The sequence below is a fragment of the Oscillibacter valericigenes genome, assembly GCF_016902445.1.
GTDB classification, from domain to species: domain Bacteria; phylum Bacillota; class Clostridia; order Oscillospirales; family Oscillospiraceae; genus Oscillibacter; species Oscillibacter avistercoris.
Genome location: NZ_JACSNX010000007.1, coordinates 45,928 through 61,971, shown reverse-complemented (window position 1 = coordinate 61,971; position 16,044 = coordinate 45,928). Strand labels below are relative to the sequence as shown.

At 63.9% G+C, this 16,044-nt stretch carries 12 protein-coding genes, 5 tRNA genes and 1 riboswitch; of the genes, 16 read left to right on the top strand and 1 reads right to left on the bottom strand.

Translation table 11 applies throughout. The annotated features are described in order from the left end of the window. Positions 1-22 precede the first annotated feature (22 nt). The 7 genes from H9X91_RS07085 (at position 23) to H9X91_RS07055 (ending at position 7,638) form a co-directional block, all read left to right on the top strand. On the top strand, positions 23-916 hold the full coding sequence (locus H9X91_RS07085) for a hypothetical protein (protein ID WP_204803867.1): 894 nt from the start codon (positions 23-25) through the stop codon (positions 914-916). 122 nt (positions 917-1,038) lie between these two features. After that, entirely contained in the window at positions 1,039-2,433 is a 1,395-nt protein-coding gene (gene asnS, locus H9X91_RS07080; RefSeq protein ID WP_204803866.1) for an asparagine--tRNA ligase, read from the top strand. A 207-nt stretch (positions 2,434-2,640) separates the two neighbouring features. Further along, positions 2,641-2,922, top strand: a complete 282-nt coding sequence (locus tag H9X91_RS07075; protein ID WP_204803865.1) for a hypothetical protein — start codon at positions 2,641-2,643, stop codon at positions 2,920-2,922. Between the two features lie 611 nt (positions 2,923-3,533). Then, positions 3,534-4,259, top strand: a complete 726-nt coding sequence (locus H9X91_RS07070) for an MgtC/SapB family protein (protein WP_204803864.1) — start codon at positions 3,534-3,536, stop codon at positions 4,257-4,259. 13 nt (positions 4,260-4,272) lie between these two features. Beyond that, positions 4,273-4,965 carry an MgtC/SapB family protein gene (locus tag H9X91_RS07065; RefSeq protein ID WP_204803863.1) on the top strand — a complete coding sequence of 231 codons (693 nt, stop codon included), beginning with the start codon at positions 4,273-4,275 and terminating at the stop codon, positions 4,963-4,965. Between the two features lie 36 nt (positions 4,966-5,001). Continuing rightward, entirely contained in the window at positions 5,002-5,883 is an 882-nt protein-coding gene (locus H9X91_RS07060; RefSeq protein ID WP_204803862.1) for a PfkB family carbohydrate kinase, read from the top strand. A gap of 189 nt (positions 5,884-6,072) precedes the next feature. Beyond that, a riboswitch (glycine riboswitch) is annotated at positions 6,073-6,164 on the top strand. A 103-nt stretch (positions 6,165-6,267) separates the two neighbouring features. Beyond that, positions 6,268-7,638 carry an alanine/glycine:cation symporter family protein gene (locus H9X91_RS07055; RefSeq protein WP_204803917.1) on the top strand — a complete coding sequence of 457 codons (1,371 nt, stop codon included), beginning with the start codon at positions 6,268-6,270 and terminating at the stop codon, positions 7,636-7,638. 57 nt (positions 7,639-7,695) lie between these two features. On the opposite strand, the gene H9X91_RS07050 is transcribed toward H9X91_RS07055, so the two are convergent. Continuing rightward, positions 7,696-8,385, bottom strand: a complete 690-nt coding sequence (locus tag H9X91_RS07050) for a DUF3298 and DUF4163 domain-containing protein (protein WP_204803861.1) — start codon at positions 8,383-8,385, stop codon at positions 7,696-7,698. Between the two features lie 199 nt (positions 8,386-8,584). Here H9X91_RS07050 and H9X91_RS07045 point away from each other — a divergent pair, with 199 nt between their 5' ends. The 9 genes from H9X91_RS07045 (at position 8,585) to H9X91_RS07005 (ending at position 16,031) form a co-directional block, all read left to right on the top strand. Beyond that, positions 8,585-8,881 carry a YerC/YecD family TrpR-related protein gene (locus tag H9X91_RS07045; protein ID WP_204803860.1) on the top strand — a complete coding sequence of 99 codons (297 nt, stop codon included), beginning with the start codon at positions 8,585-8,587 and terminating at the stop codon, positions 8,879-8,881. Continuing rightward, positions 8,878-9,630: a class I SAM-dependent DNA methyltransferase gene (locus tag H9X91_RS07040; protein WP_204803858.1), complete on the top strand. Its 753-nt coding sequence runs from the start codon at positions 8,878-8,880 to the stop codon at positions 9,628-9,630. Before H9X91_RS07045 ends, H9X91_RS07040 begins: the two co-directional genes overlap by 4 nt. A 19-nt stretch (positions 9,631-9,649) precedes the next feature. Further along, entirely contained in the window at positions 9,650-10,549 is a 900-nt protein-coding gene (gene hslO, locus H9X91_RS07035; protein WP_204803856.1) for an Hsp33 family molecular chaperone HslO, read from the top strand. Positions 10,550-10,617: 68 nt separating this feature from the next. Further along, a tRNA-Val gene (locus H9X91_RS07030) sits at positions 10,618-10,694 on the top strand. A gap of 10 nt (positions 10,695-10,704) precedes the next feature. Further along, a tRNA-Asp gene (locus H9X91_RS07025) sits at positions 10,705-10,781 on the top strand. 86 nt (positions 10,782-10,867) lie between these two features. Further along, positions 10,868-10,943 (top strand) — tRNA-Phe (locus H9X91_RS07020). Positions 10,944-10,946: 3 nt separating this feature from the next. Beyond that, a tRNA-Gly gene (locus H9X91_RS07015) sits at positions 10,947-11,022 on the top strand. Positions 11,023-11,121: 99 nt separating this feature from the next. Further along, positions 11,122-11,196 (top strand) — tRNA-Cys (locus tag H9X91_RS07010). Between the two features lie 413 nt (positions 11,197-11,609). Further along, positions 11,610-16,031, top strand: a complete 4,422-nt coding sequence (locus H9X91_RS07005) for an acyl-CoA dehydratase activase (protein WP_204803854.1) — start codon at positions 11,610-11,612, stop codon at positions 16,029-16,031. Positions 16,032-16,044 lie beyond the last annotated feature (13 nt).

Genomic DNA, 16,044 nt, shown 5'->3' with positions numbered 1-16,044 from the left:
CAGGCAGAGGAGGCGGTTTGGTATGAAAAAATGGTGTTTGTTTTTGAGCCTGTACTTCTGCGCCTGCCTGCTGGCGGCCTGCGCCGGCGGCGATATCCCCGCCGGTGGGGGGACCGATCCCGGCGGCACGCCCTCGGAGGAGACCCAGACCGGGGGAGAGACGGCGGAGCCCGGCCAGGTGACGGAGACCTTCCGGCTGGTGGATGCCGGAGAAGGCGGCCAGCCGGCGCTCCTGGCCAAGGCGGACGGCGGGGCCGGGGACGTGTACACCCTGGACATTTCCAGCGTGGAGGATCTGACCATCGAGGGCTACACCCAGGAGCAGATGGCCCTGCTGGACTGGGCCCCCGTGGCCGGCGCCCTGGTGGAGGTCACCTGGGACGGCACAGTGATGGAGTCCTACCCGGCCCGGTTCGGGGAGGTGACGGCGGTCCGTATTTTGGAGGACGGCTTCAACGACCTGTGCCGCCTGTACCGGGACGTGCTGAACGATCTGTGGGAAGTGGACCCGGGGCTGAATGACGGCATCACGGAGCTGGGGGTGGACCTGTCGGAGACCTCCCTGCCGGAGAGCGAGCGCTCGGCGGTGGCCTACGCCTTCGGCATGGACCACGGCCTGATGCCCATGGAGGGCACCTATCAGGAGCTGGTGGACCAGGGCTACATCGACGGGGAAAACCTGTACTGGGAGGACGGCTGTCTCTTCTCCATTAAAGAGACCCAGGACCAGGACCCGGTGGCGTTCAGCCTGCCTTGCGTCGGCCCCGGGGACGAGATACCGGACTACAGTGGTGTCCGCTTTGACGCGGAGAAGTGGCGCGGCGGCACGGGGGCCTATTCCTTCACCAACTGCACTGCCGCCAGCGTGGACGGCCATTGGAGCGTCTATACCGTTGGGGCGGAGGCCATCTCCTGACCGAGAGGTTCTGAAATCCCGCTGAAAACTCCCGTTCCCTCTTGTAAAATCCGTTGGGATGGAGTACAATACCCTAGAATTGTGCAAAATTCCCACCAAACATGAGAAAACGGGTGAATGTTATGAGCTACACAAAAATCGCTGCCATCTACGCCGACAGTGAGCAGCTGGGCGGCCAGACGGTCACCGTGGGCGGCTGGGTCCGCACCATCCGGGACATGAAGACCTTCGGCTTCATCGAGCTGAACGACGGGTCCTGCTTCAAGAATCTGCAGGTGGTCATGGAGGCCGGGACGCTGGCCAACTACAAGGACATCGCGGCCCAGAACGTGGGCGCGGCCCTGATCGTCACCGGCACCGTGGTGCTGACGCCGGAGGCCAAGCAGCCCCTGGAGCTGAAGGCCGCCTCCATCGAGGTGGAGGGCACCTCCACCCCCGACTACCCCCTGCAGAAGAAGCGCCACAGCGTGGAGTTCCTGCGGACCATCCAGCACCTGCGGCCCCGGACGAACCTGTTCTCCGCCGTGTTCCGGGTGCGGAGCGTGGCGGCCTACGCCATCCATCAGTTCTTCCAGGAGCGGGGCTTCGTCTACGTCCACACCCCCATCATCACCGCCAGCGACTGCGAGGGCGCCGGCGAGATGTTCCAGGTGACTACCCTGGATCTGCAGAACCTGCCCAAAAACGAGGACGGCACGGTGGACTTCTCCCAGGACTTCTTCGGCAAGCCCGCCAACCTGACCGTCTCCGGCCAGCTGAACGCTGAGAACTTCGCCATGGCCTTCGGGGACGTGTACACCTTCGGCCCCACCTTCCGGGCGGAGAACTCCAACACCCAGCGCCACGCCGCCGAGTTCTGGATGATCGAGCCGGAGATGGCCTTTACAGACCTGAAGGGCGACATGGACGTGGCGGAGGCCATGATCAAGTTCGTCATCCGCCAGGTGATGGCCAAGTGCCCCCAGGAGCTGGCCTTCTTCAACAGCTTCGTGGACAAGGGCCTGCTGGAGCGGCTGGAGCACGTGGCCTCCTCCGACTTCGGCCGGGTGACCTACACCGAGGCGGTGGAGATCCTGGAGAAGCACAATGACCAGTTCGACTACAAGGTCTCCTGGGGCTGCGACCTGCAGACGGAGCACGAGCGGTACCTCACCGAGCAGGTGTACAAGAAGCCGGTGTTCGTCACGGACTATCCCAAGGAGATCAAGGCCTTCTATATGCGCCTCAACGACGACGGGAAGACCGTGGCCGCGGCGGACTGCCTGGTGCCCGGCATCGGCGAGATCATCGGCGGCAGCCAGCGCGAGGAGCGGCTGGATGTGCTGGAGGCCCGCATCAAGGAGCTTGGCATGCGGACCGAGGACTACTGGTGGTACTGCGACCTGCGGCGCTACGGCTCCTGCAAGCACGCGGGCTTCGGCCTGGGCTTTGAGCGGCTGGTGATGTACCTCACCGGCGTCTCCAACATCCGGGACGTCCTGCCCCACCCCAGAACGGTGGGCAGCGCCGATTTCTGATATCAGGACCAGCGGCCCCGATGTTCCGCCCGCTTCCGGGCAGGACGTCGGGGCCCCGCCGCAGATATGCGGCCGTTTCCTGGCCTCCGGATCCGATCCGGGGGCCGGATTTTTTTGCGGGTCCCCGGAAAGTTCACAGGTCTTTCCTTGCTCTGCGGGGCGCCCTGCCTGTATAGTGAAAGGCATCTCATGTTAAGGAGGACTGTCATGCAAAGCGATACGATCGAATTTTTCAGTCAGGCCCTGGTGCAGATGCGCCCGGGGCTCCGGGGACGGGACCCGGAGTGGCAGGAACTGGAACGGCTGCAGAGAGAGCTGGAGGCCCAGGTGCGCGGCGCCTGCGGCGGAGAGGGGCCCCTGCTGTCGCTGCTGCTGGACCTGGAGGACGCCTGGGCCCGCGCGGCGGCGTGCTCTGACAAGGCGTGCTTCCTGCTGGGGCTGCAGATGGGGATCGATCTGGGCCGGATCAATTTTTTGCGGGAGGAGTAAGATATGACCTGCGGCCCGGCGGGGAACGCTAACGCCCGTGCAGTGCGGGTCTGCCGGAGAGGAGGCGCATCCATGTTCCAGAGAGAACTGCTGTATGCCGCCGGGGGGGGCGGGCTGCACCTGGCTGGCCGCGGCACTGGGGGGAGCGGGGCGTCCTGCCGGCCCGCAGGGGATGCGTCCGGGCCGGCGGATAGGATAACGTTTGCGGGCGGCTGCAGCCGCCGGACCGGTCTGCCCAGCGGGCGGGAGACCGGCACATCCCGCCTGCAAACGCACAGAAGCGGAAGGGAGAACCCGGGAGAACCGGCAAAAAAGACCTGCCGGACCTTCCAAAAATTCTCCTGCCGGTTTGGGCAATCGGCCGAAGATTCCCCCCGGGCATGGGTAGATATTGACATCCATCATGGCTTGTGGTAAACATAAAGAAACAGAAATCCATATTTTGCGAATAAAATCTGAAGATATCCTGCCGCAAAAAGATGAAAAAATATCTTTTTGTGATTGCAATCGTTTTCGAAAATCGAGTTTGACCGACAGAGGGAGAGGGAAGAAACGGCATTGCCGTTCCTCCCTTTCTTCCGATTCCCGCCGGTGAGAGGAGGAGCCCCCGGATGTGGGAGGAACTGAATTTTCTGCGGGAGATGAATTTCGTCTCTGTGCTGCTGCGTCTGGTCCTGGCCATGCTCTTCGGCGGCTTCATCGGACTGGAGCGGGAGCGGAAGCGGCGCCCGGCCGGTTTCCGGACCTATATGCTGGTGTGCCTGGGCGCGGCGCTGACCATGCTGCTGAGCCAGTATGAGAGCTTTATGGTGACCCACGACTGGCATGAGGCGGCCGCGCAGATCGGCCTGCGGACAGATGTGTCCCGCTTCGGCGCCCAGGTGATCAACGGCATCGGCTTTCTGGGCGCTGGCACCATCATCGTCACCGGAAAGCAGGAGGTGAAGGGCCTGACCACGGCGGCGGGCCTGTGGGCTTCCGCCTGCATGGGCCTGGCCATCGGCGCGGGCTTTTACGAGTGCGTGCTGCTGGGCTTTGCGCTGATCTTCCTGACCAACCGGCTGCTGCCCTTCGTGGAGGATGCCATCATCGAAAACGCCAGGAACATGAACATCTATGTGGAGTTCCAGACCCTGGACAATCTGGGGGACATCATCGGGCGCATCAAGTCCCAGGGGGGCCAGATCTACGAGGTGGACCTGGACCGGGGACGGGAGGAGCGGTCCAAAAACCCCAGTGCGGTGTTCTCCATCCGCCTGCCCAGCCGGCACTATCATGTCCGGGTGCTGGCGGCGATCTCTGAACTGGAGAGCGTCTACACCATTGACGAGATCTGAAGGAGGTGGTACAATGCTGCCGATCTTTGACGGCGTGCGGGATGTGACCATGCTGTCCACCACGCTGCGGATGCTGCTGGCAGTGGTGTGCGGCGGTCTCATCGGCCTGGAGCGGGAGTACAAGCGCCGGCCCGCAGGCTTCCGCACCCATATCCTGATCTGCCTGGGGGCGGCCATGACCACCCTGACCAGCCAGTTCCTGTACTTAAACATGCACTACTACACGGATATGGCCCGGCTGGGGGCCCAGGTGGTGGCGGGCATCGGCTTCATCGGCGCCGGTGCCATCATCGTCACCCGGCGCCGCCGGGTGAAGGGCCTGACCACGGCGGCGGGCCTGTGGGCGGCGGCCATCGTGGGCCTCTGCCTGGGCGGTGGGTTCTATGAGGGCGGCATCTGTGCCACGGCGCTGATCCTGGCGGCAGAGATGTTCCTGTCCAAGCTGGAGTACCGGATGCTGGACAACGCCCCGGAGGTGAACCTCTACATGGAGTACAGCAACAAGACCTGTCTGGACAATGTGCTGCGGCTGTTCCGGGACCTGAATCTGAAGGTCCTGAACATGGAGATCACCCGCTCCACGGAGACGGAGACCCACAACGCCTGCGCCCTGTTCACCCTGCGGCTGAACAAGCGGTGCCGGGTGGAGCAGCTGATCCCCAAGATGAACGCCACGGAGGGCGTGGTATCGGTGGAGGAACTGTAAATCCCGGCGTCAGCCGGAAGGAAGAGGAGAGAGACGATGAAAAAAGCCTACGACGTGCTGGTGATCGGTCCGGTGTCCCTGGACCACAACATCGACTATCAGGGCAACGAGCGCCGGGAGGTGGGCGGCGCCGTGGTGGCTTCCGGCTTCGCGGCTGCCAAAAGCGGCAACCGCACCGCCGTGTTCACCAAGCTGAACCCCGCCGACGCAGATGTGGAGGAGCGGTTCGCCGGCTCCGGCGCAGACGTGTACTGGAAGCCCTCTGCGGCCACCTGCTCCATCCGCAACCAGTATTTCACCGCTGACAAGGAGAAGCGCTCCTGCACCTCCATGGGAGTCTGCGACCCCTTCCGGTTCGACGAGCTGCCGGACGTCGAGACGAAGATCTATCATTTCGCCGGCCTGGTGTACGGCGACTTTGACGGCGCCCTCTTTGCCGAGGCGGCCAGGCACGGCAAGGTGGCTGTGGATGTCCAGTGCCTGCTGCGCCATGTGGAGGCGGACAAGACCATGGCCTTCCACGACTGGGCGGAGAAGAAGCAGTACCTGCCGGTGATCGACTATCTCAAGACCGACGCCGCCGAGGCGGAGATCCTGACGGGCCTGACGGACCGGGCGGAGGCCGCCAAGCTGCTGCACAGCTGGGGCGCCAGGGAGGTCCTCATCACCCACAACACGGAGGTGCTGGCCTACGACGGGGAGCGGATCTACACCTGCCCCATCAAGGCCCGGAACCTCTCCGGCCGCACGGGCCGGGGGGACACCACCTTCGCCGGCTATATCACGGAGCGTCAGCGGGCCGGTGTGGAGGAGGCCCTGCGGTACTGCACGGCGCTGGTCTCCCTGAAGATGGAGACGCCGGGCCCCTTCCAGGGCACCCGGCAGGATGTGCTGGACTATCTGCAGGAGTTTTATTGAGAAGCCACAGGAGCCGTCCGCAGACTGCGGACGGCTCCTGTGTAAAAACTCCATTGACAACGGGCATTGTCCGTGGTATGGTAACAGGTGTCAATTACATAAAGGCAAACGAAGTTCCTAGAAAAACGGCGAAAGCCTGCCGAAGGAGTAAAACTCTCAGGCGTCCCGGACGGGATAAGGACTAGGGATGGATGTGGCTCTGGAGAAGCTCAACATGAGTACCGAAGGTGCAAGGCGGGTCACCCGCTGAATCTCTCAGGTAAAAGGACAGAGTAAGAGGCATGGCCTTTCCGCCCGCGGACGGAGAGGGCATCCGCTTTCATTGGGCTGGACAGGGTGCGTCCGGCCCTTTTCGTTTGCGGAGAAGGAGAGAGAACAATGGACATGGACCTGTTGGCCGCAAAGGTCAGCGAACTGGCCGGCTTCGTGTGGAACGGGCTGCTGCTGTATCTGCTGGTGGGCACCGGCATTATTTTCACCATCCGCACCCGCTTCATCCAGGTGCGCAAGTTCGGGACCGGCTTTAAGCGACTGTTCGGCAGCATCAGCCTCAACGGCGAAAAGGCCGGCAAGGAGGGCATGAGCTCCTTCCAGGCCGTGGCCACCTCCATCGCCGCCCAGGTGGGCACCGGCAATATCACCGGCTGCGCCACCGCCATGATCTCCGGCGGACCGGGGGCCATCTTCTGGATGTGGGTGGCCGCCTTCTTCGGCATGGCCACCATCTACGGCGAGGCGGTGCTGGCCCAGACCTTCAAGACCACCGACGGCACCGGCCAGGTGATCGGCGGCCCCGTCTATTACATCCGGCAGGCCTTCAAGGGGACCTTCGGCAAGATCCTGGCGGGCTTCTTTGCCCTGGCCATCATCTTCGCCCTGGGCTTTACCGGCAACATGGTCCAGTCCAACGCCATCAGCAACGCCTTCCGGGAGGCGCTGGGCGTTCCCACCTGGATCGTGGGCGTGATCCTGGCGGTGGTGGCGGCCTTCATCTTCCTGGGAGGCGTCACCCGGATCGCCTCCGTGACGGAGAAGCTGGTGCCCGTCATGGCGGCCTTCTATCTGATCGGCGGCCTTGTCATGCTGATCGCCAACATCACAAATCTGCCCCACGCCTTTGCCCTGATCTTCGAGGGGGCCTTCAATCCCCAGGCCATCCTGGGCGGCGCCGCCGGCATCGGCGTGCGGGAGGCCATGCGCTACGGCGTGGCCCGGGGCCTGTTCTCCAACGAGGCGGGCATGGGCTCCACCCCCCACGCCCACGCCATGGCCAAGGTGGCAAAGCCCCAGGACCAGGGCATCGTGGCCATGATCTGTGTGTTCATCGACACCTTCGTGGTCCTGACCATGACGGCCCTGGTGATGCTCACCAGCGGCGCGCTGAATGTGGCGGACATGTCTGCCAATCCGGCGGCGGAGAACATGGCCCAGGTGGCGTTCACCACGGTGTTCGGCAGCTTCGGCAACCTCTATGTGGCCATCTGCCTGCTGTTCTTCGCCTTCTCCACCGTCATCGGCTGGTACTTCTTCGGCGAGCAGAACGTGAAGTACCTCTTCGGCGTGAAGGCCGTCAAGGTCTACGCCTGCATCGCGGTGGTATGCGTGGCCCTGGGCTCCATGCTGGAGGCCCCGCTGGTCTGGAACCTCTCCGACCTCTTCAATGCCCTGATGGTGTTCCCCAACCTGCTGGCGCTGCTGGCCCTCAGCGGTCTGGTGGCCAAGGCGGCCCGGGAGCCGGATTCCCTGCGGAAATAACGGACATCCTCTGGATGCAGCGGCCCCTCCGCCCGACCTGCCGGGCGGAGGGGCGCTTCACGCTTCGCGGGAGGGCAGCGCCGGTCCGCTCCGGCTATAGGGCACGGTGAACACGGGGATGCCCTCTGCCGCCGGGGCGATGGCGTACATGGGATAGAAGATGGCCAGCCCCTCCGGGGTCAGATAGTAGTTCTGCGGGTTGAAATGCCTGCGCAGCAGGCGGCGGGTCCCCTCGTGATACCGGGCGGCGCCTGCCTGCTCCTGCTGCTGGATCTCCGCCTCCGCTGCGTCCAGCAGCCGCCGCTTCCAGCCGCTGCGGCGGGGGAAAAAGGCGGACAGGGCCACCGGATAGCCGGAGGCCAGATCCCACGTGTCTCCCCGGCGGAGGAGCACGGTCCGGCCGCCCGGCCCGCTCTCCCGGGACTGGGTGTACAGGCTCCACAGACCACCCTCGTTGTAGGTGACCCGGTAGGTCAGCTCCGCACAAAACTTCGGAATCGGCTGGCTGGCCTCCAGTGCGGTGCGGCAGGCTTCTGCAGCCGCAGGGAGCAGATAGGCCTCGCAGTAGCGCAGAAAGGAGCGGCACTGGAGCTGGTAGTACCGCCGGATGCGGCGGGAGAGCCGGTCCGCCGCCGGTACCGGCTCCGGCAGAGAGACGGAGGCGGAGAGGACCGGGATCTCCTCCACGGTCCACTCCCGCTCCGCGGAGGCAGGCTCTGTGTGCAGCTGGGTGAGGGATTCCTTCATGGGCGCCGCTCCTTCCGACGAGAGAGTGATTTGCCCCAGCCTATGCTGCCGGCGGGCGGGAGGTGACGCGACACACTTTAAAGTGTAAAAAAATTTTCTGCCCGGAGGCCTTTACTTTCACGCGGCAGAGTGTTAAAATACAACATGGCGGCATGTGCCGCAGCATACAGAATGTCTCCCGAAAGAAAGGGTACTGGATATGGTGAAAATCGGCAAAAAGGAAAAGAACGGTGAACTGTACAAGGCCATCCTTCTGCTGAAGGATGAGCAGGAGTGCTATGAGTTCTTCCAGGATCTGTGCACCGTGTCGGAGCTTCGGGCCATGGAGCAGCGGTTCGAAGTGGCCTCTCTGCTGGACGACGGCATGATCTACAACGAGATCCTGGAGCGCACCGGTGCCTCCAGCGCCACCATCAGCCGGGTGAACCGGTCCCTGAGCTACGGCACCGGCGCCTATGAGAAGATCTTCGCCCGGTACAAGAAACAGGACAAATGAGCAGTTACGACGCACTGGCCGCCAGCTATGACGCGCTGACGGTGGATGTGGGATACCGCCGGCGGGCGGATTATCTGGCGCGGCAGTTCCGCAGGAGCGCCGCCCCTGTGGAGACGGTGCTGGACCTGGCCTGCGGCACCGGCACCATCGCCTGCCTGCTGGCGGAGCGGGGGTATCAGGTGGTGGCCGTGGACGGGTCTGAGGAGATGCTGACCCAGGCGGCCCGGAAGGCGGCGGCACTGGAGCGGCCGCCGCTGTTCCTGCATCAGTCCATGCCCCGCCTGCGGCTGGGCATGACGGTGGACGCGGCGGTCTCCACCCTGGACGCCCTGAACTATCTCACCCGCACGGCGGACCTGAAGGAGACGCTGCGGCGGGTGTGCCGCTGGCTGCGGCCGGGCGGACTGTTCCTCTTTGACGTGAACACCCCCTATAAGTTTCGGCGCATGGACGGTCAGGTGTATCTGGACGAGACGGAGGACAGCTACTGCGTCTGGAGGACGTTCTACGCTCCCCGGCAGAAGATCTGCACCTATCAGGTGGACCTGTTCCGCCGGACCGGGGACGGGACCTGGGACCGGACGTTTGAGGAGCACCGGGAGCGGTCCTGGGAGCGGGAGGAGCTGGAGGCATTCCTGAAGGAGGCCGGATTCGACGATGTCACCGTTACGGGGGATCTGACCAGCCGGCCCCCCGCGCCGGAGGAGGACCGGTGGATCTTCCGGTGCCGGAAGGCGGTCAATTCATAAAACAGCAGGAGTTTGTAAGATGAGCGATCAACTGATCCGGGCCATCTCCAGTGATGGCCGTGTAAAGGCAGTGGCGGTCTCTACCAGAGACCTTACAGAGCGGGCGCGGCAGATCCACAAGACGCTGCCGGTGGCCACGGCGGCTCTGGGGCGGGCATTGGCGGCCGCTTCCATGATGGGCAACGCCCTGAAGGAGGACGGGGCCAGCGTGACGCTGCAGATCAAGGGCGGCGGCCCCCTGGGGACGCTGCTGGCGGTGTCCGACAACCAGGGCAATGTCCGCGGGACCGTGGATGACCCCCAGGTGGATCTGCCCCTGCGGCCGGACGGCAAACTGGACGTGGGCGCCGCCGTGGGACAGGACGGCACCCTGACGGTGATCCGGGACCTGAATATGAAAGAGCCCTATGTGGGCAGTGTGGGCCTGCTGGGAGGCGAGATCGCCGAGGACCTGGCGGCCTACTTTGTGGAGTCGGAGCAGATCCCCACGGCCTGCGGCCTGGGGGTGCTGGTGGACCGGGACCAGAGCGTGCTGGCCGCCGGCGGGTATCTGATCCAGCTGCTGCCCGGCGCCGGAGAGGACACCATCGCCAAGGTGGAGGGCAGCCTGATGGCGGCAGGCGCCGTGACGGGCCTGCTGCGGGACGATCCCGACCCGGAGGCCATGCTGCGGCGGGCCCTGTCGGACTTTGACCTGGAGATCCTGGAGAAGAGCCCCATCGAATACCGCTGCTACTGCAGCCGGGAGCGGATGGAGCGGGCCCTCATCAGCCTGGGGGCGGAGGAGCTGCAGAGCATGATCGACGAGCAGGGCAGCGCGGACCTCACCTGCCGGTTCTGCGACAATGTGCAGCACTTCTCCAGAGAGGACCTGGAGGCCATGGTGCGGGACATTCTGAAAAAAAAGCAAAAAAATTAAATTTATGGTTGACAGACCGGGTGTCTTTGAGTATAATAACTTTTGCCGTCTGACAAGAGCGGCGATCGGGGAGCATAGCTCAGCTGGTTAGAGCACCTGCCTTACAAGCAGGGGGTCACTGGTTCGAGTCCAGTTGTTCCCACCAAGTTATACATGGCCCGGTAGTTCAGTTGGTTAGAACGCTAGCCTGTCACGCTAGAGGTCGACGGTTCGAGCCCGTTCCGGGTCGCCATCTCCCACGAGATGGACTTCCATCTCGTGGGTCCCTTTTGGGGTTGAGATTCCCCGTCCGCGTCTTTCTGACGCGGAGAAAGACACGCCCAGATAGCTCAGTTGGTAGAGCAGGGGACTGAAAATCCCCGTGTCGCTGGTTCGATTCCGGCTCTGGGCACCACCTGCGGGCATAGCTCATCTGGTAGAGCGCCACCTTGCCAAGGTGGAGGTAGCGAGTTCGAGCCTCGTTGCCCGCTCCAGATGCAATGCCCACACAGAAGATGGTGTGGGCATTGCATTTTCTAAAAATAAGTGTGGACTTTTTTGAAAAGTTCGCATATAATATAAAGGAACCCTATGGTGACATAGCCAAGTGGTAAGGCAAGGGTCTGCAAAACCCTGATTCCCCGGTTCAAATCCGGGTGTCACCTCCAAAGGAATCCCTAGAGCCGCAACGGTTCTAGGGATTTTTTCTTGCCAAAACCGTTTTTAGCCTTATTTTTAGCCTTTGGAAATGCAGGTTTTCTCCCGTTGCAGCAGGCTCTCTGCGCAGGGCACATGGGAGCGGAGACCGCCGGCAGAGCGTGGGGCGGTCTGCATCCGGTCAGGCGTGGTGCCGGACCTGGGCGCAAAGGCTCCAGAGGTCACACGCCTGTTCAGGATTGAACAATAAACCTGAATATATATCGCTGAAAATTGTGAAAAATGGGAAAAATAGTCTAAAATTCTTAACAAAAACTATACAAACGATAAAGTGACGGATGTGTTATAATACTTCTGAATAAATAAAAACGGGGGTTTTCTGCGCCAAAACCGCTGCTGTGGAGGGCCTCCGGAAGGAGTACATATGGCACAGACAGTTTCAGATGTTTTACGCCTTGGTGTGGATGTTGGCTCCACCACCGTCAAGGCAGTCGTGCTGGATCCCGCCGACAACAGCGTGTTATTTACCCGGTATCAGCGGCACAACGCCCATCAGGCGGCCACCGTCCGGCAGCTTCTGGAGGAAGCGGCCGGGCGGTTTCCCCTTGCCCGGTTCCGCATCGGGGTCTGCGGCTCCGGCGGGCGGCCCATCGCCGCCGCTCTGGGGGCCAGCTACGTCCAGGAGGTGGTGGCCAATGCTGCCGCCGTCCGGGCCCTGTACCCCCAGGTCCGCACCGCCGTGGAGCTGGGCGGACAGGACGCCAAGGTGATCTTTTTCCACTATGACGAGGCCACCGGAAAGCTCCAGACCTCCGACATGCGGATGAACGGCAGCTGCGCCGGCGGCACCGGCGCGTTCATCGACGAGATCGCCGCCCTGCTGAATGTGCCGGCGGACGAGTTCGAGCAGCTGGCCGCCCAAGGGAAGACCGTCTACAGCATCTCCGGTCGGTGCGGCGTGTTCGCCAAGACGGACATCCAGCCCCTGCTGATCCAGGGAGCGGAGCGGTCCGACATCGCCCTGTCCACCTTCCACGCCATCGCCAAGCAGACCATCGGCGGTCTGTCCCAGGGGCTGGAGCTGACGGCCCCCATCATCTTCGAGGGCGGCCCCCTGACCTTCAACCCCACGCTGGTGCGGGTGTTCGCGGAGCGGCTGGACCTGAGGGAAGAGGATATCGTCCGGCCAGAGCACCCGGAGACCATCGTGGCCCGGGGCACTGCCATTGCGGTGGACGAGCTGTTCCCCGGTCAGGAGGACGCTGTGACGCTGGCCCAGGCTTTGGAGCGGCTGGAAGCCGCGCCGGACCCGGCCGAGGATGCCGCCGGTGTGGGGAAGCCCTATTTTGCCGGCGACGCGGAGCGGGATGCCTTCCTCCGCCGGCACCGGGCAGAGCTGCGGCAGCCGGTGGATGCCACGGACCGGAAGGTCCTGCGGGGGTACATCGGCATCGACTCCGGCTCCACCACCTCCAAGTTCGTCTTCATGGACGAGAATGAACAGGTGACAGACACCTTCTACGCCAACAACAAGGGCGAGCCCCTGAAGGTGGTCCGGGAGGGGCTGCTGGCCCTGGCGGAGAAGTACCGGAAGCTGGGCATCCAGCTGGAGGTGCTGGGCCTGGGCACCACCGGCTACGGCGAGCAGATGCTCTCCGCCGCCTTCCACGCCGACTATCACACGGTGGAGACCGTGGCCCACGCCCGGGGCTGCCGCCGCTTCTTCCCGGACGCCACCTTCCTGCTGGACATCGGCGGCCAGGACATGAAGGCCATCTGGCTGAAGGACGGCGTGGTCACCAACATCATGCTGAACGAGGCCTGCTCCTCCGGATGCGGGTCCTTTCTGGAGAACTTCGCCTCCACCCTGGGGATGCCGGTGGATCAGGTGGCGGAGGCCGCCTTCCGGTCTTCATCCCCGGCGGAGCTGGGCAGCCGGTGCACCGTGTTCATGAACAGCACCATCATCAACGAGCAGCGCAACGGCAAGCAGCCCGATGACCTGATGGCGGGCCTCTGCCGGTCCATCATCGAGAACGTGTTCACCAAGGTGGTGCGGATCGCCAACGTCTCGGAGCTGGGGGACCGGGTGGTGGTCCAGGGCGGCACCTTCCGGAACTTTGCCGTTCTGCGGGCGCTGGAGGAGTACCTGGGCCGGGAGGTGACCCTGGCCCCCTATCCCGGCGAGATGGGCGCTTTGGGCGCGGCTCTCGCGGTGAAGCAGGAGGTGGAGGCCCACGGCTACGCCAACGGACATTGCTCCGCCTTCATCGGCTTTGATGCGGTGAAGGACTTCCACTACACCCGGGAGAGCGGCGTGCTGTGCCCCCACTGCGCCAACCACTGCAGCCGGACCATTTTGCGGTTCCCGGACGGGGGCTGCTTTGTCACGGGCAACCGGTGCGACCGGGGCGCCGTGGTGACGGAAGAGGCTGCGCCTGTCAAAAAAGCCGGGGAAGTGCCGGACCTGTTCCGGCTGCGGCAGGAGCTGCTATTCAAGACCTGGCCTGCCACTCCCGTGCGGGAGGAGCAGAGCGAGACCATCGGCCTGCCCCGGGTGCTGGAGTTCTGGGACAGCATGCCCTTCTGGAGCACCTTCTTCCGGGCCCTGGGGTATCCGGTGAAGTTCTCTCGCCCCAGCAGCCGGAAGCAGTACGAGAGCGGCTTGCAGTACGTGGCATCGGACACCATCTGCTTCCCGGCCAAGCTGGTCCATGGCCACATGCTGGACCTGTCCAAACAGGGGGTGGACCGGATCTTCCTGCCCTACATCTTACATATGCCGCCGGAGAACAAGCGGGAGAAGAGCCCCTATGTCTGCCCGGTGATCATGGGCTACTCCATGGTGGTGCGGAACTTCCAGTCTCCGGAGGAGCACTTCTCCGTGGACTTTGAGACGCCGGTGTTCCACTGGTTCACGGAAAAGGACCGGAAGCGGCAGATCTGTCAGTACGCCATGGACCGCTGCGGCGCCACGAAGCAGCAGGCGGAGGAGGCCTGCCGCCAGGCGGCGGCCGCCATCACCGCCTTCCGCCATCAGCTGGCGGAGGCGGGAAAGCAGGTCATCGCCGACACCGAGAAAACCGGCGGCTTCGCCGTGGTGCTGGCGGGCCGGCCCTATCACACGGACCCCCTCATCAACCATGACCTCTCCCGGATGTTCACCCGCGGGGGCATCCCCGTGCTGACGGTGGACAGCCTGCCGGGGCTGGAGACGGCAGACCTGCGGAAGTCCCGGGTGGAGATCACCAACGACTTCCACGCCCGGATGCTCTCCGGCGCCATGGTGACGGCGGAGAAGTCCTGCCTGGAGTATGTACAGATCGTCAGCTTCGGCTGCGGCCACGACGCCATTTTGTCCGACGAGATCATCCGCCTGCTGGGGGAGGGCAGCGGCAAGCCGCCCCTGATCCTGAAGGTGGACGAGAGCGAGGCCGCCGGGTCCCTGGGCATCCGGGTCCAGTCCTTTATCGAGACGGTGCAGCTGCGCCGCTCCGCCCTGGCGGAGACGGCGGTGAACGTCAGCGCCCTGCCGGAGCCCTATCCTGTCAAATACCGCAGGGAGGACCGGAAGCTGCGGACCGTGCTGGTGCCCAACATCTCCGCGCCGGTGTCCACTCTGCTGACGGCCCTGATGGAGCGGGAGGGCATCCGGGCGGTGAGCCTGCCGGTGGGCGGCCCGGAGCAGATCCGGGTGGGCAAGAAGTACACCCACAACGACATCTGCTTCCCCTGCCAGATGGTCATCGGCGAACTGATCGACGCGCTGCAGAAGGGGAACTATCCGGAGGACTCTGTAGCCGTGGGCATGGCCAAGCTCAGCTGCGACTGCCGCATGGCCAACTATACGCCTATCCTCCGCAAGGCCCTGGACAGCGCCGGATTTGAAAATGTCCCCATCCTCACCACCGACCCCGGCGACACCAAGGGTATCCACCCCGGCGTGTCCATGCTGGGCGCACACTCCGTGCTGCTGGCGGCCTGGGCCTTCTCTATGCTGGACATCCTGGAGGAGCTGTGCCGGAAGATCCGGCCCTACGAGACAGCGGCCGGCGAGACCAACCGGGTGTTCCAAGCCTGTGTGGAGTGGATCGCCGAGGCATCCAAGCAGGGACTGGGAAAGATGATCGGCGCCTTCCGGCGGGCCATCGGCGCCCTGCGGGATCTCTCCTGGGACCGCTCCTGCCGCAAGCCCCGGGTGCTGGTCACCGGCGAGCTGCTGGTGAACTTCCACCCTGGCACCAACTTCCATGTGGAGGAGTACCTGGAGAAAAACGGCATGGAGGTCATCCTGCCTCGGATCACCTACCAGTTCCGCAAGGACTTCCAGGCGGCCATCAGCGAGATCCGGGATTTCGGCGCCCATCTGGCGCCCTATCCCTTCGCACTGGACACCGCGGTGGAGGGCATCCAGCGGTTTTTGGAGCGTATCGCCAAGGCCCACCCCCTGTACCGCCGGGCGGCCCGGCCCCAGGAGCTCCACAGCGGGGTGGGGGACATCATCCCCAAGACCCTCACCTGCGGCGAAGGGTGGCTGATGGCCGGCGAGATCGCCCACTACGCCGCACAGGGCGTCCGGTCCTTCATCATTCTGCAGCCCTTTGGGTGCCTGCCCAACCATGTGTGCGGGCGGGGCGTCACCAAACGGCTGAAAGAGGAATTCCCCGGCGTGCAGATCCTGCCCCTGGACCTGGACCCGGACACCAGCTACGCCAACGTGGAGAACCGGCTCCAGATGCTGATCATGAACCAGACTGCGGAGACCCTGCTCCCTGCGGAAGAGGCGGCTCCCGTGCAGAAAAAGACGAGGAACAGCTGTCAGCGCCCAGCCCTGTCCTCCACCTGAGGACAGAGCCGCA